The following is a 20,873-nucleotide window of genomic DNA, read 5'->3' on the forward strand; positions in this document are numbered from 1 at the left end:
GGCTATCTCAAGTCGGCACCAATGATGCCTGATGCTGCACATCCGGCGTCCCTGGTGGATTTCTCTAGCGGGCGAGTGATTCGTAAATTTCCCGATACGTGTTGGCAAGGCTGCTCCACGTTCGCTTCGCGGCAACCTCCTCCTTGCCGGCCGCGCCCATCTTGCGGCGGCGTTCGGGGTCGTCGCGCAGCTCCGCCACGGCGTTGGCCAGCGCCTGCGCGTTCCCGGCGGGCACCAGGACGCCCGGCTCACCGTCGCCGATGAGCTCGGCGAGGGCGGGCAGGTCGCTCAGGATGACCGGCTTGCCCAGCGCCATCGCCTCGACCGGCTTCAGCGGCGTCACCAGACGGCATACGCGCAGGTCTTCGCGGGGGCAGATGAAGATGTCGATGGCCGCCTGGGCCTGCAGTGCCTCGTCGGGCCCGACGCGTCCCGGCACGATCGCGATGTCACCTATACCGAGTTTGTTCACCTGCGCGAGGAGGTTCTCGCGCTCGGTGCCGTCGCCCACCAGAAGCACCTTCACGGGGGTGCCGGCCTGCTTCAGCAACGCGGCCGCCGACAACATCGTCGCGAAGCCCTCGTAGGCCACGATCGACGACACCGAGCCGATGACGATCTCGTGGTCGCCGATGCCGTACTGGCGGCGCAGCGACCCGCCGTCGTACTCGGCGGTCAGCAGCGACGCGTCGACGGCGTTGGGCGCGAGGAAGATGCGCTCACGCGGCACGCCGCGCTCGACGATCTCGCCGACCATCGTCTCGGCCAGGGTCACCACGGCGTCGGCCGAGTTCATGATGGTGGCCTCGCGCTCCCGCATGAGCTTGTGGCGCTCGGTGCCGACGCGGGCGGGGTCGCGGCTGGCCCAGGTCTCCTCGAGGAAGCCGCGGACCTCGTACACGAACGGGGTGTTGGTTCTCTCCCGTACGGCCATCGCGACCGAACCGTTGCGGTGGTCGGTGGCGGCGTGGAGCACCTGCGGGCGCAGCTGGCGCACCAGCTCGGTGATGTCCTCGGCGCCGCGGGTGATGCGGCCGCGGGTCTCCATCGGGATGTCGCCGCTGGGCAGCAGGCGGCGGTAGGGGATGCCGTCGATCTCCTCGAACGGCTCCACGTCGGGGAAACCCTGGAGGGCCGGCCAGCCCCAGCTCGTCACCACGTGGGGGTCGAGCCCGGCGGCCTTCTGCGCGGTCACGATGCGGTGGGTGCGCACGGTGTAGCCGGCCTGCGTGAACGGCAGCGCGTTGGTCACGATGTGCAGCGCCCGGCCCGGCACCCGCTCGCCCATGATGACCTTGGGCTTCGGCGGGATCGGGTTGGGGAGCAGCGCGCCGCGCTCGCCCTCGTACAGGGAGAGCCGCTTCTTGATGAACACCCAGCGCTCATGGGGCTTGAGCATGTCGATGGCCTGGGTCATGTGCCCGGCGTCGAACACGGCCCTGGAGTCGTTGAGGGGCGCCCTGGCCATCCGCCGCCACATCTTGCGGATGGTGACCTTGGCGACCCGCGCGACCGGCCACGCCACCTTGCCCACGAGCGGGCGAAGCGGTTTCGGCACGGTCTCCGCGGCGGCGTGCGCCACCCGTAGCGGGTCCTGCACGACCTTCCCCACGAAGATCCGGGAAGTCACCATCGGGTTCCTGACGAACCCCTTCATGAACCTTCGGGCACTGGCCTTCGCGGCCTTTGCCGGAATGGGCTTGTTGGCCTCAGCTACCACGGCGTGACCGTACCATAGGCAACGTTTGCCCCCATCATGGATGAAAGGCAAGGTCAGTGAGGGAATCGAGTCTCCAGGACACCCTCGTCCTGCACGTCCTGGGTGCCCGGCCCAACTTCCCGAAGGCCGCTCCCGTGGTCAACGGACTCGCCGACCTGGGCATCCGCCAGGGCATCGTGCACACCGGCCAGCACTACGACGCCCTCATGTCCGACGTGTTCTTCGCCGACCTCGGGCTGCCCGAACCGATCGCGAATCTGGGTGTCGGCAGCGGCTCCCACGCGAAGCAGACCGCCGCCCTCCTCATGGGTCTCGAAGAGGTCGTCGAGCGGGAGAAGCCCTCGCTCGTGGTCGTGTACGGAGACGTCAACTCGACCCTCGCCGCGATCCTGGTCTGCGCGAAGCTGGGTGTGCCCACCGCCCACGTCGAGGCCGGTCTGCGCTCGTTCGACCGCACGATGCCCGAAGAGGTCAACCGCATCGTCGTCGACAGCCTCTCCGACCTGCTGTTCGCCACCTCGCCGGAGGCGCTGTCCTACCTGGCGAACGAGGGTGTGCCCGCATCCAAGGTGCACCTGGTCGGCAACCCGATGATCGACAGCCTGTTCTCGGCGCTGCCCAAGCTCGACCCGGTCCCCGTGCAGGAGCGCCTGGAGATCAGCGGCCCCTACGCGGTCGCCACGCTGCACCGCCCGGCCAACGTCGACGACCCCGCCGCCGCCAAGGAACTCGTGGACGCGGTTCTCGGCGTCGCCGAGCAGGTGCCGGTCATCGTGCCGCTGCACCCGCGCGGCCGCACCCGCCTGGCGGAGGCCGGTCTGGTCGACGGCCCCCGGATGCGCATCGTCGACCCGCTCGGTTACGTCGACTTCCTGTCGCTCGTGCGCGGCGCGGCGCTGGTCGTGACCGACTCGGGCGGCGTGCAGGAGGAGACCACGATGCTGGAGGTGCCGTGCCTCACCGTGCGCCTCAACACCGAGCGCCCGATCACGGTGACCCACGGGACCAACCGCCTGGTGACCCCCGCCGGTCTGCCGGAGGCCGCCGCCAAGGCGCTGCGCGACGGCGCGGCCACCCCTTCGGGCGACCTGCCGATGTTGTGGGACGGCAAGGCCGGTCCGCGCATCGCCCGCGTGATCGCCGCCTGGCTGCAGGGCGAGAACCTGTCGCCGGCCGCCCGCTCGACTGTGGACTAACTCCGACAAACGCACCAAACGACCACGGCCTGCGCCGTACGATATCGACCCTTGAGACGACGAGCAGGGACGAGGCATGTCTGAGACCGACGAGACCCCCGACGAGCCGAGATTCCAGCGTCTCGGCCCGGTCAACTGGCTGCCCGAGGACCGTCGCACCGTCGAGTTCTACGAGGAGACGATCCGCGAGCTGGAGACCCGGCTGGCCTACCAGGAGGCGCGCGCCGAGTACGCCCTCTGGAAGGCCAAGGCCACCCAGACCGGGCGTCAGTACCGGGTCGGCGAGGCCATCACCAAGGCCGGATCCAACCCCAAGAAGATCGTCAAGCTGCCGGGCGACCTGCGCAAGGCGTGGCGGGGCAACAAGGCTCCCAAGGCGCCGCCGTCGGCCTTCGACGTCCAGGCCGAGGCCGAGAAGCGCGGCCCGTCGGTCAGGATCCCGAACCTGAAGTGGCCCGAGCCCGAGGGCGCGCAGAACCGCCCCGACCTCAAGGTCGCGGTGATCCTGGACGACTTCTCCCGGCTCGCCTTCAAGTACGAATGGGACCAGATCGAGTTCGGCCTGCACGACTGGCGCGAGATCTTCGCTGCCAAGAGACCGGACATCCTCTTCTGCGAGTCGGCCTGGCACGGCAACCAGGGCCGCTGGCGCTACCAGATGACCGGCACCAACGCGCCCAAGCAGGAGCTGCGCGACCTGGTCGAATGGTGCCGCTCCGAGGGCATCCCGACGGTCTTCTGGAACAAGGAGGACCCGCCGAACTTCGACTTCTTCATCGACACGGCCAAGCTGTTCGACCAGGTGTACACCTGCGACGGCGACATGATCCCGAAATACCGTGAGATCCTCGGCCACGACCGGGTCGGCGTGCTCCAGTTCGCCGCCCAGCCGCGCATCCACAACCCGATCATGACCCGCTGGGGCCGCAAGTACGACGTCGTCTTCGGCGGCATGTACTTCCGCGACAAGCACCCCGAGCGCCGGGAGCAGATGGAGACCGTCATCGCCCCCACGCGGGAGCTCGGCCTGCACATCTTCGCCCGCAACGCCTCCGTCGCCGACAAGTACGCCTGGCCGGAGGAGTACCGCCCCCACATCGTCGGCGAACTGCCCTACGAGCAGATGCTGGCGGCGTACAAGATGTACAAGGTCTTCCTGAACGTGAACTCGGTGATCGACTCACCGACCATGTGCGCGCGGCGCGTGTTCGAACTCTCCGCCTGCGGGACCACGGTGTTGTCAGGCTGGTCGAGGGCCATCGAGGAGACCTTCGGCCCGCTGATCCCGATCGCGCACTCGCAGGAGGAGGCGTACAACCGGGCGCTGTACTACATCAACAGCCCCGAACTGCGCGCCCGCCAGGGCCACCTCGCCATGCGCGAGGTCTTCGACAAGCACCTGTTCTCCCACCGCGTCGACCAGATCCTCGGCGACCTCGGCCGCCCCGTCTCCGAACGCTCCCGGAGCGTCTCGGTGGTGCTGCCGACGAACCGGGCCGGCCAGCTAGAACACGCCATCTCCCAGGTCGCCCGCCAGCGGCACCGCAACCTGGAACTGATCCTGGTCCTGCACGGATTGTCGGAAGACGCCGACGTGGTGCGCGACAAGGCTCTGGCGGCCGGCATCCCCGCCGTGAAGGTGCTGCACGCGCCGCCCCACTTCACCCTGGGCGAGGTCCTCAACCTGGGCATCGCGCAGGCCGAGGGCGAGCTCATCTCCAAGATGGACGACGACAACCTCTACGGCCCCAACTACCTGTGGGACCTGGTGCGCGTCTTCGACTACGCCGACTGCGAGCTGACGGGGAAGGGCGCGCACTACACGTACTTCCCCGACTCCAACACGACGGTGTTCCGGCTGCCCGGGCTGGAGAACCGGTACACGCACCTCGTGCAGGGGGCGACCATCCTGGCGCGCGCCGACCTGCTGCGGACATATGCCTTCGAGGCGGTCAACGCCGGGGAGGACACGCGGCTGGTGCGTCGACTCAAGGAAGAAGGGGTTCGCATCTACTCGGCGGACCGGTTCAACTTCGTCTACATGCGCGGGTCGGATGCGTCGCAGCACACGTGGCAGGCGGCGGACTACAAACTGACCCGCAACGCGGTGTTCTCGTTCGTGGCCCACCCGGATGAGCACGTGATGATCTGATCCTGTACGCGACCTTGAACGGCGCCACCCTTCTTCGGGGGCGCCGTTCGGCGTTGCAGGGGCGCGTGGCCGTGTGGCGGGTCGGCAGGCTGCGGCGCGTTGCTGTTCGGCCCGTTGAGAAATGCTCGACTGGCCGCCGTGAGGCCGGCTCGCGCTGGCCGGGCCTACTACCTCTGCCGCGTTGGACCTTCACTCGGCCAACCCGGCTGGGCAGACATGTTCTCGTTCGGCCAGGCCCCGGACGCGCTGCCATGTGGCCGATCCGCTTGTTGCGATGGTCCATGGCTCGGCCAGGTCGGCTGAGGGATGTGCCCGTTCGGCCAGGCCTCGGACGCGCTGCTGTGGGGCCGGTCGGCCTGCTGGGATGTGCCCTGGCTCGGCCAGGTGGGCTGGGCAGGCCGGGCCTCGGACGCGCCGCTGTGTGGCCGGTCGGCTTGGTGTGGCGTGTCCTGGGTCGGCCATGGGTTGGATGGGCCGTCGTGGGGCCCGTCGCCGGAGGTCGGTGGGGTGGGCGGGGGCGACTGGCGTCCAGGATCGGACTTGAAGGCCCACCTCAGGTTGGGCTCGATGGCCCATTTGAAGAGCACGCGGAACGGCGGTGTGCACAGGACGGCGGTGAGGGCGATGCCGAAGAGGATCACGGCGGCCACGCCGATGGGGTTGTTGAGCTGGTCGTGGAAGCGGTCGAGGCCCTTCACGACGAAACCGTGCAACAGGTAGGCGTAGATGGTCAGCCCACCGAGCGCGGTGAACCACGTCTTCCTGGACGTGGTGATCGACAGGAACGCCGCCACCAGGACCGCCCCGATGACCAGCATCAGCAACCGGATGCCCGCCCCGGTGAAGTTGTCGACGCCGATCTTCGTGTAGGCGTGCCGCCAGCGGATCCACTCCGTCGGCACGTCGTAGTGGACCAGGAACGTGATCCCGAGCCCCGCCACCAGCACGAGCGCTCCCGTGATCCTGACCCACCGCTTCTTGAGGATCTGGAAGTGCTGCGGGGTCAGCACCAGGCCCAGGACGTAGAAGGGGAGCAGGCCCAGAGTGCGGTTCATCGACAATTCGTCGGGCAGGGCCGACGCGCCGCTGATGAGCGAGATGCCCACCGCGACCGCCAGCGGCCACTTGACCTGGAACCAGACCGGCGTCGAAAGCCGCCAGATGAACAGTGACAGCAGGAACCAGGTCAGGAAGTAGGGGTCGAGCAGGGTGAGCTGGAACTTGCCGTAGAGGATCCAGCGCGGCAGCGAGTAGGCGATCTCGAAGATGACGTAAGGGACTAACAGCGTCGAGACGAGCTTCTGCGCCCTCAGCCGGGTGAAGTTCCGCGACAGATATCCGCTGATCGTGATGAACAGCGGCATGTGGAACGTGTAGACGAAGAGGTAGAGCGCGTGCGCGTACGGTACGTCGCGCAGATCCTCCACCAGGTGCCCGCACACGACCAGGACGATCGCCCAGAACTTGGCGTTGTCGAGGAAGGGGTCACGTTGCGAGACAACCGGAGGGCTGGAAGAAGTCACTGGCGCTGCCACCTGGGGACGCTATCGGCCCGAAAGAGAACACACCACTGAGCTGACGAAAACGCTAGGAGAACACTTGCTGGGAAGCGTTTGGGAACGTCGGATGGTGAGAATCACCTTCGGTTCTGCTGGGGGGCGAGGGGTGGCGGGGTCGGCGCTTCGCTGCTCACGGGCCCTGACACTGGTTCGCACCTCTCTTCACCACTTGAGCGATGTGAGCGATGGCTGCGCCGTGCTGACCCTGCTTGTCTGGCGATCCGCGCTTGTCTGGCGATCCGCCATTTGAGGGTGCTTGGTGTCGCATCACACGTCCCGCCACGCTTCAGGAACTTCCCCGTCGAGACAGGCGGTGTTCCCAGCAATCCAGACGGTGCCGCGCTCGGGGAAGCCGTGCACTGACATCTCAATCAGTCGCCCACGCACAACCACTTCGGGACGGTTTGGGTGCTTAGTGCGATCCATCTGAATGGTGAGCCCTTCCCGACGCCACAGCTCGCCGACGGCGACAACTGTCGCGCGGGGATCCCGGGTGGGGGCAGTGAAGCCGAGCTGGAAGGCTTGGCCCTTCCCCGGAGCGCACGGCCAAGGTCCAGGAGTGCGCTTAGGTGTCTCGGTGACTGAACTGACCCGGATAGCCCGCGCCAGCGCCGCATCGAGATCAGTCAGCGCTGCGGATATAGGTGGCCGAGGTTCGGAGGCACAGCCGACGACCAGCAGCAGAAGTGCGACAACCATGCGAATCACAGCGCAGCCTTCGCTTCCTCATATGTCTCGTAGTCGTCGCCAACGATCACTCTCGCCAGGTTCAGTTCGGCGATACGACCGGCTGGGCTGCCACCGAAGTAGTCGGAGTGTGCATCCAGGTCGATGCCGAAGCCGGGGTCGGCCTCCGAGCCAGAGGCCAGACGCTCCACACCTGACATGAAGACGGGATCTTCCCCGTGACCTGCGACGCTGTCCGGCAGCGGTATGAACACGCCGAGGGTCTCATCGGCAGTGGGGACGAGCTTGATGATGTCGCCTTGGTGCCTCATTGCGAACAACTTCGTCTCTGGAGCGTTGAGTTCGTCAACGGACTGAACGCCCCAGCCTGGGCTCGCGACCGCGATCAGGTTGTCGGGATGGAGACCGGCCCTCACTGCGTGACCGGTGACGACGCTTCCGTAGGAATGCCCGATGAGGGTCGTATGGATGTCGGGTCGAAGGCTAAGGCCATCGACGAAGTCCTTGAGCTTGGGGGCGCTGCGGTCGGCAAGCAGATCGAACGCCGCCGCTCCAAGGCTCTGCGGCAGCGGAGCACCCATCCACACGATCGTGGCGGTTTCGGCGGAGAGGCCGGCGGCGGTCAGGTGGATCGCTTTGAAGTCCTTCTCTGGGCCACCGAAGTAGTTCGCCAGGCTGTTCCCGGTACCTGGGATCAAGAAGGCAACATGCTTCGCGGTGGCAAGGTCGCCCCTGACCTCGGCGATCTTGCCCAAGTTCCTCGGGTCGAAGAGCAGAAGTTGCCGATCAGGGTTGAGGAGTCTCGCGTATCTCGCCGCTGCCGCCTTGTCACCCACTCGAAGGGCCTCCGCATGTGCCTGGCGCACCAGCTGGTGGTTCGCCGCGAAGCGGAGTTCGAATGGGACCCCCGCCCTGGCACCCACCTGCGCCGCCCGAGCCAGCGCCACGCCGAGCGCCTGAGCAGGAGTGAGCGCCGCGAAGAACGCCGCCACGTCACCGTTCGCGCCCAGCGCGTCGAAGGCGGCGAGTTGGTCGTCGAAGCCGCCCGCTGCAGCCGTCGTCAGAGCGTCGTAGGCGGCGTTGTCGCCTGGCGGGTTCCAGCCGATGAGGTCGGCCTGCGCGGCGATGGCCGCTCGCCGGCGGATCTCGGCGGCCGACGAGTGGCACCACTCGACCAGGTTGCGCAGCGGTCCTTCGTAGTGCGCCAACTCGGGAGTAGCGGTTATCGGGAGCCCGACGGCCACCGAAGCGCCCTGGAGGCGGGTGATCTCCTCGGCCGCCTCGTCGAGGCGGGCGGCCAGGAGGCGCATCGAGGTGGCATCCGCGAGACAGAAGGTCACCAGCAGATGGTAAACGAACAATCACTCAAAGTTATCGCCGTGCTCCACTTCCGGTATGAGCAGGCCCTCACCGTGCGGAGGCGTCTCGCCAGCCCTCGGGGATCGGCCCTCGGAGACACACGGTGTTGCCCTCGACATAGATCGTGTTTCGGTCGGGGAAGCCGTGAATCGACAACTCGACGAGCGGTCCGCCGGCGATGACCTCCGGCCGGTCGGTGTCGGTCGAGCGATCGAGTTCGATGCGAAGCCCCTCATCCCGCCACAGCCTCAAGACCGCTGCCACGGTGTCGCGAGGGTCAGCCACCTTGACGTCATAACCGAGCACGACACCGTTTCGATCGGCAGCCTCGCAGGACCACGGGTCGCGAGTGATCTCTGGATCGGATTCGGGACGCGCGATCTGCAGCACCCGCGCCAGGGCGCCTTCGAGATCACGGACTCCTTCGGAGAGGTCCGCTTCGGACGAAGACCACATGGCGCATCCGCCAATCGACACGAAGAGCAGCAGGGGCAGTAGGGCGGCGCGGATCCGGTCCATCGAGCGGCTCGCGCGGCCTCGAAGGTGGTGGGACATCCGCCGGCGACGATCACGGCGATGTTGTGCGTCGCGACACGCGATCGGCCAGCGCCCGCGAAGTAGTCGGAATGGGCGTCCAGGTTCACGCCCACGGGAAGCAACTGGTCGTCGTGCCCTGAGGCCATCCGGGTCACGCCGTCCATGAAGACCGGGTCTGCGCCATGGCCGACAAGCGACAGCGGCGGCACGTCCTCCACGGCATCGGCCATGCCGTCGATGGGGGGGAACGACGCTGATGAAGTCGTCGGGGTGGCGAACGGCGTAGAGCCTGGTTGTGGGCACCTCTAACTCGGCCGCCTCGTCGACACCCCAGCCCGGGCTGGCCACGGCGACCAGATTGTCGACCTTCAGGCCCGCGCGGACCGCGTGACCGGTGACGGTGCTGCCGTAGGAGTGGCCGATCGCCGTGGTGTTCACGGAGTCGGCGATATGAAGTCCCTCCACGAATTCTCGCAGCTTCGGGCCACCTCTCTCCGCGTAGAGCCGAGTGGCCGCAGCGGGGACGGTCGGCGGCAGGTCGGCTCCGAGCCACATGATCGTGGCAGTTTTTCCACGCGAGAAACGATCGGCCAGCCTGTGCACGGCGAGCAGCGCGCCCAGCGGGCTGCGGTCATAGGTGGAGAGATCGTTCCCGGTGCCCGGGACCATGATCGCCACCGAGGTCGCCACTGACAGGTCCCCTTTGACCTCCGCGATCCGGCCCGCGCCGCGTGAGTCGAACAGCAGGAGTTTCCGGTCGGGGGCCAGCAGCTTCGTGTACCGATCTGCCGCCGCCTTGTCCCCCACTCGAACCGCCTCAGCGCGCGCAAGACGTACAAGATGGCGGTTGGCCGCGAAGCGCAGTTCGAACGGCACCCCACCCCGGCCCCCCGACCACCCCCGCCCGGGCCAGCGCCACAGCGAGGGCCCGGCCGGGGGTCAATTCGTGAAGAACGCCGCAGCGTCACCGTCTCCCAGCGTGTCGAACACCGCGAGTTCGTCGTCGACGCCGCCGGCCGCCGCCGACTTCAGAGCCTCATAGAGGCTCGCGCCATCGGAAGGGTCGATGAGGTCGGCCTGGGCGGCGACGGCCGCTCGTTGTCTGAGGTCGGCGGCCGAAGAGTGGCACCACTCAATCAGGTCACGCAGCGCCCCTCGTAGTGGGTCAGTTCGCGGGGAAGGCCGACGGCCACCAAGCTGACCTGGAGTCGGGTCTCTCCGGCCGCCTCGTCCAGGCGGGTCGCCGGCAGCCCCGTCGACCCGATGTCCGCCAAGGCAGGAAGCCACCCTCAGTCAGACAGACCGACCGCTTCGGCGCTCACGGTCCACAACCGTTCGGCCAGGTCAGGGTCCTTCATCCGGGCTGGCACCCGGTCTGGACGGTTGTCGCGGAAGTAGCTTCCCGCCAGCCTCTCGCCGTCTTCCGACGTCGCCAGGTAAGACAGGCGGGCCGCCGCCTTCTCCACCGGCTCGTGGAGGCCCGGCAACGTGACGAGTTTCATGAACAAGGTTCCGCCGGCGAATGACGTCTTGATGACCCCGGGATGGAAACAGGTCGCTTTACAACCCCGGGCGGCCAAGCCGACGGTGAATAGAGCGTTCGCTTGTTTGGTTTCGCCATACTGCAGCCAGCCGTTCCACCGGCGGCGTTCACGCGACAGGTCGTCTGGGTCGAGGCGGGCCGTCTTCGCGGCGCGGGAACTCGTCGTCACGACACGCCCGACGCGATCTAGAAGAATATTCGTCAACAGGAACGGCGACAGGTGGTTGACCTGGATCATGAGTTCGTGACCGTCCGCAGTCATGCGGCGGTCGGGGACCATCACGCCGGCGTTGTTCGCCAGAACGTCGATCCGGTCGTACTTCGCACGGATTCGGGAGGCCAGATCACGGACGTCATCGAGCCGCGCGAAGTCCGAAACCTCCACCGTAACCTTACTATCGGTGGCGGATCGGACACGGGACGCAGTCGACTCTAAGCGGTCGCGATCCCTCCCAACCAACACAAGTTGGTATCCCTTTTGGGCAAGATCCAGGGCCGCAGCAGCACCAACGCCCGAACTGGCCCCGGTGATCACGCTAATCATCAATTCCTCCACTGCGCTCGAACTGTATCGGTGCTAGTCTCCTGTGCGATCTTCCGGAGGTGCATTTCCCCCCAAATGCGGCGCGAGCCTCCACGCACTGCAGGAGTGGCCATGGGTTCAAGAAACCGGTCGATTCGGTTCAAGATCTTTCTCTTGTTGCTTCTGCCTCTTCTGACGTTGAGCGCACTATGGGGATTCGTCCTCAACCTCACCGTCGGTGACGGCCTGGCCCTGTTACGCACCGGCCAGCTGTACGACTCCGTCGGCGTCAGCTCCACCGACCTCGGGCTGCGGCTCCAGGCCGAGCGCGCCATGGTGGCGGAGCTGCTGAGCGAGAACCGGACGTCGTCGCCCGAGCTCAACGCGCTCCAGGCGCAGACGACGTCGACCGTGAACTCCTTCGTCAAGGTCGCCACCCTGCCGGAGAATCGGTCGATCATGTCCGAGAACCTCCAGCGGGCGATGGACGACCTGCTCGGCGCGCTCGACGAGCTGTCGACCATCCGCGACGCGGTCTCCGTCGGCAAGTACAACGTGCTGGGGGCCATTGTGGCCTACAACACGATCTTGGATGAGATGTTCGACGTCTACGAACAGATGGTCCAGATCCCCGACGTCCCCATGTACCAGCAGGCCAGCGCCCTGGTCACGATGGGCACCGCGCACGAGATGCTGGCCCGCGAGGACGCCCTGATCAAGGGCTCGCTCGCGCAGAACCAGATGTCCGCCGAGGCCCACCGGTCGTTCGCCGAGTTCGTGGCCCTGCGCAAGCACTACTACGCCAAGAACCTGCCGACGCTGATGCCGGAGGCGCGGGCGCCCTACCAGCGGGTGCTCGACTCCGACCTCTACGCGCGGTTCTCCGAGCTCGAAGACCTGATCCTGTCGCAGCAGCGCCTGGGCGGCGCGCTGCCGGCCGACGTGATGCGCTGGCAGCCCACCACCGACAGCCTCGTCGGCGAGCTCGACCGGGCGCGGGTGCCCGCCACCGAGGCGCTGAACACCTACACCGCGGGCGTGGCCACCGGGATCCTCGGGCGCATCGCCATCGCGGGCGGCGTCGGCCTGATCGCCGTCGTGGCGACCATCGTCTTCTCGGTGCGGTTCGGCCGGCGGCTGGTGGCCGACCTCGCCGACCTGCGCAACGCCGCGCTGGAGCTGGCCGACCAGCGGCTGCCCCACGTCGTCGACCGCCTCAAGAAGGGCGAGGACGTCGACGTCGAGCACGAGGCGCCGCCCATCGACGCCGGCGGTTCGATGGAGGTCGAGGACGTCGGCCACGCGTTCAGCTCCGTGCAGCGCACCGCCATCGAGGCGGCCGTCGGGCAGGCCGCCCTGCGGCGCGGCGTCGGCCACGTGTTCCTCAACCTGGCCCGCCGCAACCAGAGCCTGCTGCACCGCCAGCTCACCCTGCTCGACTCGATGCAGCGCCGGTCGAAGGACCCGGAGTCGCTGGAGGACCTGTTCCGCCTCGACCACCTGACGACCCGCATGCGCCGCCACGCCGAGGGCCTCATCATCCTCTCGGGCGCCGCGCCCGGCCGGTCGTGGCGCAAGCCCGTTCCGGTCGTGGACGTCATGCGCGCCGCCGTCGCCGAGGTCGAGGACTTCACCCGGGTGACCGTGCTGCCGATGCCGGGCGCCTCGCTGACCGGCGCGGCCGTCGCCGACGTCGTCCACCTGCTGGCCGAGCTGATCGAGAACGCCACGATCTTCTCGCCGCCGCAGACCAAGGTGCAGGTCCGGGCCGAACTGGTGGCCAACGGGCTGGTGCTGGAGGTCGAGGACCGCGGTCTCGGGCTGACCCCCGAGGAGTACGCCGAGATCAACACCAAGCTCGCCGCGCCGCCCGAGTTCGACCTGGCCGACTCCGACCGGCTCGGCCTGTTCGTGGTCGGCCAGCTCGCGGCCCGCTACGGCATCGGCGTGGTGCTGCGGTCGTCGCCGTACGGCGGCACGACGGCCATCGTGCTCATCCCGCGCAGCCTCGTCTCCGACGGGACGCCGGGAGGCGCCCTCCCCTCGCGCAACGGCGCCCACGCGGTGCTGGCCCCGGCCGAGGACGACGAGCAGAGCGACCACGAGCCGCGGCACAAGAAGCAGGAGCCCGAAGAGGAGCCCGTCTTCGAGGCCGAGGAGGCGCCCCAGGCCGTCGAGCCGGAGCCCTCCCCCTATTTCACTCCCTCCGAGCGGCGCATCGAGGCGGTCCCGGCCGTCGAGCTGGTGCCGCCGATGGAGCCAGAGGAGAAGCCGGCGCTGTCCCCGCGCGGCCTGCCCACCCGGACCCGCACCACGGCCGCCCGGCCGACCCTGCCGAACAATCTGCCGACCTCGGTCGCCAGCGGCACCCACAACGGGCTGCCCCGCCGGGTCCGGCAGGCGAACATGGCACCGCAGCTCACGGACACCCCGTTGACCGCGCCCGTCGCCGAGACGACGGAGGAGCGCTCGCCGGAACAGGCGCGCGCGATGTTCTCCGCCTTCCAGCACGGAGCGCGCAGGGGCCGTGAGGATGCAGACTACGCAGATAACGCGAACGGCGAGAAGGGTGAGGAATGACCGGGAAAGTCTCGGGGTCCGGCGAACTGAACTGGTTGCTCGATGACCTCATCAGCCGGGTGGGGGCCGTCCGTCAGGCGGTGATCCTCTCCACCGACGGTCTGGTCGTGGGTGCATCCCAGGGACTCTCACGTGAAGACAGCGAGCACCTGTCGGCGGTGGCCGCCGGGTTCCAGAGCTTGGCCAGGGGGGCCGGACGCCACTTCGGCGGCGGTGAGGTCCGCCAGACCATCGTCGAGATGGAGGCCGCGTTCCTGTTCGTGACGGCCGCCGGGCAGGGCACCTGCCTGGCCGTGCTGGCCGCCTCGGACGCCGACGTCGGCCACATCGCGTACGAGATGGCGATGCTGGTCAAGAGGGTGGGTCAACACATCTCGACCAATCCGCGGAGGGCCACGCCGTGACGCGCAAGGAGTGGCTGGACGACGACGCCGGGCCCGTCGTCCGTCCCTTCGCGCTCATCGGCGGCCGGGCCCGTTCCTCCGGCGACGACCTCGACCTGATCGCGCTGATCACCACGACCGGTGTCAGCCCGCGCGACCGGGCCGACATCACGCCGGAACAGGCCACCATCCTGGAGCTGGCGGCCGACACCGCCTCGGTCGCCGACATCGCGTCGGATCTGAACCTCGCCCTCGGGGTGGTGCGGGTGCTCCTCGGTGATCTGCAAGACCAGGGGCTGGTGCGGGTGCGCCCACCGGCTCAGGTTGCGCCGCTGCCCAGCGCGCGCATTCTCAAGGAAGTGATCAATGGCCTTCGCGCCCTCTGACGAGCCGGTCGCTCTCAAGATCCTCGTCGCCGGCGGCTTCGGCGTCGGCAAGACCACGCTGGTCGGGGCGATCAGCGAGATCCGCCCGCTGCGGACCGAAGAAGTGCTGTCCGACCGCGGCGTGGGCGTGGACGACCTCGACGGCGTCGAGGCGAAGACGACCACCACGGTCGCCATGGACTTCGGCCGCATCACGATCCGCGAGGGACTCGTCGTCTACCTGTTCGGCACGCCCGGCCAGGAGCGTTTCTGGTTCATGTGGGACGAGCTGTCGTACGGCGCGCTGGGCGCGGTCGTGCTGGCCGACACCCGCAGGCTGACCGACTGCTTCCCGTCGATCGACTACTTCGAGCAGCGGGGCACCCCGTTCATCGTCGCGGTCAACTGCTTCGACGGCGCCGAGCGCTACGAGCCCGACGACGTCCGCATCGCCCTCGACCTCGACCCGGAGATCCCGGTCATGCTCTGCGACGTGCGTCGCCGGGCGTCGGCCAAGGTCGTCCTGGTGACCCTGGTCGAGCACGCGCTGAAGACCCTGACCGCCACCCAGCGCTAAAGCTAAAGAGCGCGCAGGCCGTTGATGACCTCGCGGAGGATGCTCTCCGCGGGGGGCTTCGCCGTGTTCGCGGGGCGGACCAGGATCAGGCCGTGGTCGAGCAGGTCGCCCAGCAGGATCCTGACCACGCCGAGCGGCAGGTCGGCGTCGGAGGCGACGTCGGCCACCTGGCGCGAGCGCGGGATGAGGGCCAGCAGCCGCTGGTGTTCGCGGCCGAGGTCGGCCCCCGGCTGGATCCTGGCGCCGGTGGCGGCGACCACCGACATGAGGTCGAGGGGGGCGTCGGTGGTGGCCCGTCCCCTGGTGAGCGCGTAGGACCGGACGACCGGCCCGTCGTCGACCCACTCCTCCGACGACGCGGTCATGAGCGGACCCCTTCCAGCACCGGCTCCGGCGCGAGCGCCGAAGACGGGATGAGCACAATGGCGGTGGTTCCGCCGAACGGCGACTGCCGCAGTTCCACACGTACTCCCAGTCGGGTGGCCAGCCGTCCGACGACGACCAGGCCGAGCCGGTCGGTGTCGGCCAGATCGAACTCCGGCGGGCTGGCCAGTCGTGAATTGATCTTTTCGAGCTCGGCCGGGCCGAGCCCCAGTCCCCGGTCCTCGATCTCGACCGCGAACCCCTTGGCGACCGTCTCGCCCCGGACCGAGACCTCGGTCTGCGGCGGCGAGTAGGTCGTGGCGTTCTCGATGAGCTCGGCGAACAGGTGGATGTAGTCGGCGACGGAGGCGCCCTGGACGGCCACCTCCGGCATCGGGTAGATCCGGACCCGCACGTAGTCCTCCACCTCGGCCACCGCGCCCTGGAGCATCTCGGCGACGGCCACGGCCTGCCGGTAGGTCCGGCCCGGCGTGCCGCCGGACAACACGATCAGACCTTCGGCGTGCCGCCGCATGCGGGTGGTCAGGTGGTCGAGCCGGAAGAGCTCTTCGAGAGAGCCCGGGTCCTCGGTACGGCGCTGCATCCCGTCGAGCAGTTTGAGCTGCCGTTGCAGCAGTCCCTGGCTCCGCCGGGCGAGGTTGCGCAGCGCGAGGCCGACGCTCTCGCGCAGCCGGGCCTGGTCGACGGCCGCGTCGACCGCGGTGTGCTGCACGGCGCTGAAGGCGTGCGCCACGTCGGCGACCTCGCCGGTGGTGCCCGGGGGTTCCAGCGGGGGCGCCTCGGCGGCCACGTCGACCTTCTCGCCGCGCCGCAGGCGCTCCACCACCCGGGGCAGCCGGACCTCGGCCAGTTGGCGGGCCGCGTTGCGCAGGGCGGCGAGTTCCCGGGTCAGGGCGCGCCCGAGGCGTACCGACACGAAGAGGGTCAGCGCGACGGCGACCAGCCCGAGCACCCCGGCGACGCCGGTGCGGACGAAGGTGGCCACCGCCACCGGCTCGGCCCGCACCGACAGGCGCTGCTCGCTCGACAGCAGGGCGTCGCGGAACGCCTTCTCGGTGGCGTCGACGGCCCGCCGCCATGCCGCGTGGCCGACGGGCGCGGCGCTGACGAGCCGGGTCTCCAGCCGGATGTAGGACCGGTAGGCGTCGGATACCAGCATGTCCTCGAACGGCTTGCGCAGTTCGGGGTCGAGCTCCTTCATGCCCTGGAGGAACAGGAAGTCGCGGGTGCCGGAGTAGCGGATGAAGGCCCGGCTCTCCTCGACGGTGAACGGCCGCTCGTTGATGAGCACGCCGGCGCCGAGGGCGCTCTCGCGGGCCAGGAAGTCCTTGGCGAAGGAGAGCAGGCCCAGGCTGCGCGACTGCTGGTAGAGCGGCACGTCGTTGTTGAGCGTGATGGTGTGGTCGAGCGCCTGCATCGCGGTCGGCAGCGAGCCGAACCGCTCGCCGAGGGCGGTCAGCCCGACCGCCTTGGTGTCGATGTCGTTGCGCAGGTCGTCGAGTTCGTCGACGGCCGCCATGACGTCGCTGAAGCGCCCGGCCATCGCCGGGGTCAGCGCGTCCTGCACGTCGGCGCTCGCCGCCGCGCGGCGCAGGCTCTTGCGGGCCTGGTCGGTGATCTGGCGCTGTTCCACGAGGGTGTCGAAGGCGGTGCGGGTGCCGGTGGCGGCGTACTCGGCCGACAGCAGGTGTTCCCGCTGGAGGGCGAGCACGAGCGTGTCGCCCGGCCGGCCGAGGCCGTCGTAGAGGCGTTCGACCTTGAGCAGGTCGAGCGATTCTCCGGTCGTGATGGCCGCCGCGAAACCCCAAAGTCCCACCAGGGAGACCAGTGGAATGATCAACAGCGTGGAAATCTTGAACCGGATGGATCTGCTCGAAGCCATGGCACCTCATCGGCCGTACGTAGCCGATGAGGTTAGCAGTTTGCCCCGGTTTGAATCATTCGTGGATCACGTTTGTCTGATCACGCGGCGTGAGCGTGCCGGCTTACGGCCTCGGACGTGGCGTTTTGCGTCGGTTCGGCAACGGGCTGACGGACGACTCCCGGAACTGTAGTGATCGCGGTCATGAGCCCGACTCGCAGCAGCTGCCACGCGATCGAGGCCACCAGCGCGAACTCCACGATCAGCAGGCCGCGCTCGGCCACGCCGATCAGCACGCCCCGGCCGGGCAGCGCCGCGTACGTCACGGCGGCCAGGCCGATGCCCGCGAGCAGGGTCAGCCATTCGAGCGTGCGGGCCACCGGCCGCCACTCGTCGTGGTCGGCGAACCGGCCGGCGAGCTGCGCGGTGGCGACGGGCAGCGCCAGGAACGCGACCGCCACCAGGTAGTCCTGCGCGCGCGCCCACGGGATCACGGCGACGCCCAGCAGGGTGAGGGACCAGAGGAGGATCAGCCGCTCGGGCCAGCCGTCGATCGGCGCCGATGCGGCCTTGAGCCCGGCGAGCAGGGCCAGTGAGGCCAGGCCCAGCATCGCGAGGGCGAACTCGGTCAGCACGCCGCGCTCCTGGGCGGCGTACTCGCTGATCGACAGCGCGACCGGGTCGAGGTGAGGGGAGGGATCAAGCTGACCGGCCACGACGGCGGCCATCGCGAGCACCAGACCGGAGATCGCGATCACGGGAGAGAGCCTCTTGACCATACTTCGAGAGTGCCTCTTCGGCCGCCGGATATGCATCCGGTTAAGACCCCATTCGCCCCTGATGGATTCCCCCTAGGGGCCCTCAGGGTCGCCCCAGGGCCGGGGGTGGGGCTGGGCCCACCCCCGGCGGGGTCACGCGGCGGCTTCTCTGTACCGGTCGCGCAGGCCGTCGATGGGGTCGCCCTCGAAGACGGTGACCTCACCCGAGGCCCACTCCGGCGGCTCCTCGCCGCCGGTGAGCAACCAGGCGGCCTGGCGGGCGGCGCCGTCGGCGACGTACTCCCCGGGCGGGGGCACGTGCACCGGCACGCCGAACACGCTGGGCGCGATGGTGCGCACGGCCTCCGAGCGCGCGCCGCCGCCGATCAGCAGCACCCGGTTGGGCGCCAGGCCGAGGGCGTCGAGCGCGTCGGCGAGACCGCAGAGCATGCCCTCGACGGCCGCGCGGGCGAAGTGCCCCGGCGTCGCGTTGGCCAGCCGCAGCCCGTGGAACGACCCGGTCGCGTCGGGCCGGTTCGGGGTCCGCTCGCCCTCCAGGTACGGCACCAGCGTCAGCCCTCCGGCCCCGGGAGGCGCCCCCAGGGCCAGATCGCTGAGCTCGGCCGGACCCACGCCCAGCACCCTGCCGACCGCGTCGAGCGTGCGGGCGGCGTTCATCGTGGCGACGAGCGGCAGGAACCGCCCGGTGGCGTCGGCGAAACCGGCGACGCCGCCCGAGGAGTCGGCCGACGCGTGCTCGGCGACGGCGAAGGCCGTGCCGGACGTGCCGATCGAGACGATCACGTCGCCGGGACGCGCGCCGACGCCGAGGGCGGCGGCCATGTTGTCACCGGTGCCGGGCGCGAGCAGGGCCTGGTTGTACGTCCCGGCCTGCTCCCTCGGCCCGAGGACCTTGGCGACCTGCGGGGTGTGGCCGATGGCCATCTTGAGCAGGTCGAGCCGGTAGGCCCCGGTGGCCGGGGACCAGTAGCCGGTCCCCGACGCCTCCCCGCGGTCGGTGGTGACGGTCGCGGGGGTGCCGCCGAGCTTCCAGGTCAGCCAGTCGTGCGGGAGGCAGACCGACGCGGTGCGCGCGGCGTTCTCCGGCTCGTGCTGGGCCAGCCAGCGCAGCTTGGTGACGGTGAACGACGCGACGGGCACGCTGCCCACCGCCTCGGCCCACTTCTCCGGTCCGCCCAGCTCCGCGATCAGGTCGCGGGCCGCCTGGGCCGACCGGGTGTCGTTCCACAGCAGCGCCGGACGGACGACCTCGCCGTTCTCGTCGAGGCAGACCATGCCGTGCTGCTGGCCGCCCACCGAGACCGCCGCGACGTCGTCGAGGCCGCCCGCCATGGCGATGGCCTCCTGCAACGCCGTCCACCAGTGGCTCGGGTGGACCTCGGTGCCTTCGGGGTGCTTGGCCCGGCCTTCGCGGACCAGCGCGCCGGTCTCGGCGTCGCGCACCACGACCTTGCAACTCTGGGTCGACGAGTCGACCCCCGCGACGAGAGTCATTACCGCACGCCGAGCAGGTGCTCGAGGGCGAGCTGCGACAGACGGGTGAAGTGGAAGCCCTGGGCCGCCACGGCGTCGAGGTCGAACTCGTCGTTCAGCAGGTCCTGCAGGGTCTCGCCCTCGCCCAGGGTGCGGGCGCCCAGCTCGTCGACCTTGCTGGCGGCCAGCGCCTCCTGGACCTCCGGGTCGGCCCGGTAGGCCTTCGCCTTCTCCTTGAGGATCAGGTAGGTGCGCATGTTCGCCGCGATCGAGTCCCAGGCGTCGTTCTTGTCGTCGGTCCGGACCGGCTTGTAGTCGAAGTGGCGGGGGCCCTCGTAGCCGCCGTGCTCCAGCAGGTCGACCAGGAAGAACGCGTTCTGGACGTCGCCGTGACCGAAGATGAGGTCCTGGTCGTACTTGATGCCGCGCTGCCCGTTGAGGTCGAGGTGGAACAGCTTGCCGTGCCACATCGCCTGGGAGATGGCGTGGTAGTAGTTCAGGCCCGCCATCTGCTCGTGACCGGTCTCGGGGTTGAGGCCGACCATCTCGGGGCGCTCGAGCTCGTTGATGAACGCCAGCGCGTGGCCCACCGTCGGGAGCAGGATGTCGCCGCGGGGCTCGTTCGGCTTCGGCTCGATCGCGAAGCGGATGTCGTAGCCCTTGTCGACCACGTACTGGCTCAGGATGTCCATGGCCTCCTTGTAACGGGAGAGCGCGGCGCGGATGTCCTTGGCGGCGTCGGACTCGGCACCCTCGCGGCCGCCCCAGCAGACGTAGGTCTTGGCGCCCAGCTCGGCGGCCAGGTCGAGGTTGCGGATCACCTTGCGGATCGCGTAGCGGCGGATCTCGCGGTTGTTGCTGGTGAAGCCGCCGTCCTTGAACACCGGGTGGGTGAACAGGTTGGTGGTCGCCATGGGCACCTTGAGGCCGGTGTCGGCCAGCGCCTTCTTGAAGTTCTCGATCGCCTTGTCGCGGTCGGGCTCAACGGCGAGCAGGTCGTCGTCGTGGAAGGTCACGCCGTAGGCGCCGAGCTCGGCCAGCTTGTGCACGGTCTCGACCGGGTCGAGCGGGGCGCGCGTCGCGTCGCCGAACTGGTCGCGGGCCTGCCAGCCGACGGTCCACAGACCGAATGTGAACTTGTCCTCGGGAGAGGGGGTGTACACGGGGCGCCTCCGAATTAGTCTACGTTGTGGAC

The 20,873-nt window shown here is 68.9% G+C and carries 17 protein-coding genes; 6 read left to right on the forward strand and 11 right to left on the reverse strand.

Features of this window, described 5'->3' with window-relative positions:
- Positions 1-64 precede the first annotated feature (64 nt).
- Entirely contained in the window at positions 65-1,633 is a 1,569-nt protein-coding gene (locus tag AW271_RS30510; RefSeq protein WP_245653288.1) for a glycosyltransferase family 4 protein, read from the reverse strand.
- 143 nt (positions 1,634-1,776) lie between these two features.
- On the opposite strand from AW271_RS30510, the gene wecB reads away from it, so the two are divergent.
- Together wecB and AW271_RS30520 are read left to right on the forward strand one after the other, a co-directional pair.
- Positions 1,777-2,916 (forward strand): non-hydrolyzing UDP-N-acetylglucosamine 2-epimerase, encoded by a 1,140-nt coding sequence (gene wecB, locus AW271_RS30515; protein WP_062341065.1) that lies wholly within the window; start codon positions 1,777-1,779, stop codon positions 2,914-2,916.
- Positions 2,917-2,992: 76 nt separating this feature from the next.
- Entirely contained in the window at positions 2,993-5,068 is a 2,076-nt protein-coding gene (locus AW271_RS30520) for a glycosyltransferase family protein (protein ID WP_062341066.1), read from the forward strand.
- A 167-nt stretch (positions 5,069-5,235) separates the two neighbouring features.
- Here the strand turns inward: AW271_RS30520 and AW271_RS30525 are convergent, their stop codons facing one another.
- The 5 genes from AW271_RS30525 to AW271_RS30540 form a co-directional block, all read right to left on the reverse strand.
- The gene (locus tag AW271_RS30525; RefSeq protein WP_083977481.1) at positions 5,236-6,603 is read right to left on the reverse strand and encodes an acyltransferase family protein; all 1,368 of its coding nucleotides are present in this window, start codon (positions 6,601-6,603) and stop codon (positions 5,236-5,238) included.
- 728 nt (positions 6,604-7,331) lie between these two features.
- Positions 7,332-8,654 carry an alpha/beta hydrolase gene (locus tag AW271_RS30530; protein ID WP_157554787.1) on the reverse strand — a complete coding sequence of 441 codons (1,323 nt, stop codon included), beginning with the start codon at positions 8,652-8,654 and terminating at the stop codon, positions 7,332-7,334.
- 67 nt (positions 8,655-8,721) lie between these two features.
- The gene (locus AW271_RS39050; protein WP_169806414.1) at positions 8,722-10,086 is read right to left on the reverse strand and encodes an alpha/beta hydrolase; all 1,365 of its coding nucleotides are present in this window, start codon (positions 10,084-10,086) and stop codon (positions 8,722-8,724) included.
- Positions 10,087-10,346: 260 nt separating this feature from the next.
- Positions 10,347-10,484, reverse strand: coding sequence for a hypothetical protein (locus tag AW271_RS40240; protein WP_157554789.1), 138 nt, complete (start codon positions 10,482-10,484; stop codon positions 10,347-10,349).
- Positions 10,485-10,499: 15 nt separating this feature from the next.
- Positions 10,500-11,297 carry an SDR family NAD(P)-dependent oxidoreductase gene (locus tag AW271_RS30540; RefSeq protein ID WP_062341069.1) on the reverse strand — a complete coding sequence of 266 codons (798 nt, stop codon included), beginning with the start codon at positions 11,295-11,297 and terminating at the stop codon, positions 10,500-10,502.
- A 177-nt stretch (positions 11,298-11,474) separates the two neighbouring features.
- Between AW271_RS30540 and AW271_RS30545 the strand changes: the two genes are divergently transcribed.
- From AW271_RS30545 to AW271_RS30560, 4 genes are read left to right on the forward strand one after another with little or no spacing between them, the layout of a single operon-like run.
- A complete protein-coding gene (locus AW271_RS30545; RefSeq protein WP_062341070.1) occupies positions 11,475-13,856 on the forward strand; it encodes a sensor histidine kinase in 2,382 nt (793 codons plus the stop codon).
- Positions 13,853-14,260, forward strand: coding sequence for a roadblock/LC7 domain-containing protein (locus AW271_RS30550; RefSeq protein WP_030456327.1), 408 nt, complete (start codon positions 13,853-13,855; stop codon positions 14,258-14,260). Before AW271_RS30545 ends, AW271_RS30550 begins: the two co-directional genes overlap by 4 nt.
- On the forward strand, positions 14,257-14,625 hold the full coding sequence (locus tag AW271_RS30555; protein ID WP_062341071.1) for a DUF742 domain-containing protein: 369 nt from the start codon (positions 14,257-14,259) through the stop codon (positions 14,623-14,625). Before AW271_RS30550 ends, AW271_RS30555 begins: the two co-directional genes overlap by 4 nt.
- Positions 14,606-15,181, forward strand: a complete 576-nt coding sequence (locus AW271_RS30560) for a GTP-binding protein (RefSeq protein WP_062341072.1) — start codon at positions 14,606-14,608, stop codon at positions 15,179-15,181. Before AW271_RS30555 ends, AW271_RS30560 begins: the two co-directional genes overlap by 20 nt.
- A gap of 2 nt (positions 15,182-15,183) precedes the next feature.
- On the opposite strand, the gene AW271_RS30565 is transcribed toward AW271_RS30560, so the two are convergent.
- The 5 genes from AW271_RS30565 to xylA form a co-directional block, all read right to left on the reverse strand.
- Positions 15,184-15,546: a DUF742 domain-containing protein gene (locus tag AW271_RS30565; protein ID WP_062341073.1), complete on the reverse strand. Its 363-nt coding sequence runs from the start codon at positions 15,544-15,546 to the stop codon at positions 15,184-15,186.
- On the reverse strand, positions 15,543-17,405 hold the full coding sequence (locus tag AW271_RS30570) for a sensor histidine kinase (RefSeq protein WP_169806415.1): 1,863 nt from the start codon (positions 17,403-17,405) through the stop codon (positions 15,543-15,545). The genes AW271_RS30565 and AW271_RS30570 overlap by 4 nt, the downstream gene beginning before the upstream one ends.
- A gap of 122 nt (positions 17,406-17,527) precedes the next feature.
- Positions 17,528-18,205: a DUF998 domain-containing protein gene (locus tag AW271_RS30575; RefSeq protein WP_062341075.1), complete on the reverse strand. Its 678-nt coding sequence runs from the start codon at positions 18,203-18,205 to the stop codon at positions 17,528-17,530.
- Between the two features lie 132 nt (positions 18,206-18,337).
- The gene (xylB, locus tag AW271_RS30580; RefSeq protein ID WP_062341076.1) at positions 18,338-19,699 is read right to left on the reverse strand and encodes a xylulokinase; all 1,362 of its coding nucleotides are present in this window, start codon (positions 19,697-19,699) and stop codon (positions 18,338-18,340) included.
- Positions 19,699-20,841 (reverse strand): xylose isomerase, encoded by a 1,143-nt coding sequence (gene xylA, locus AW271_RS30585; RefSeq protein WP_062341077.1) that lies wholly within the window; start codon positions 20,839-20,841, stop codon positions 19,699-19,701. Before xylA ends, xylB begins: the two co-directional genes overlap by 1 nt.
- Positions 20,842-20,873 lie beyond the last annotated feature (32 nt).

Origin of the sequence: Herbidospora sakaeratensis (genome assembly GCF_001570525.1) — a bacterium.
Lineage (GTDB): Bacteria > Actinomycetota > Actinomycetes > Streptosporangiales > Streptosporangiaceae > Herbidospora > Herbidospora sakaeratensis.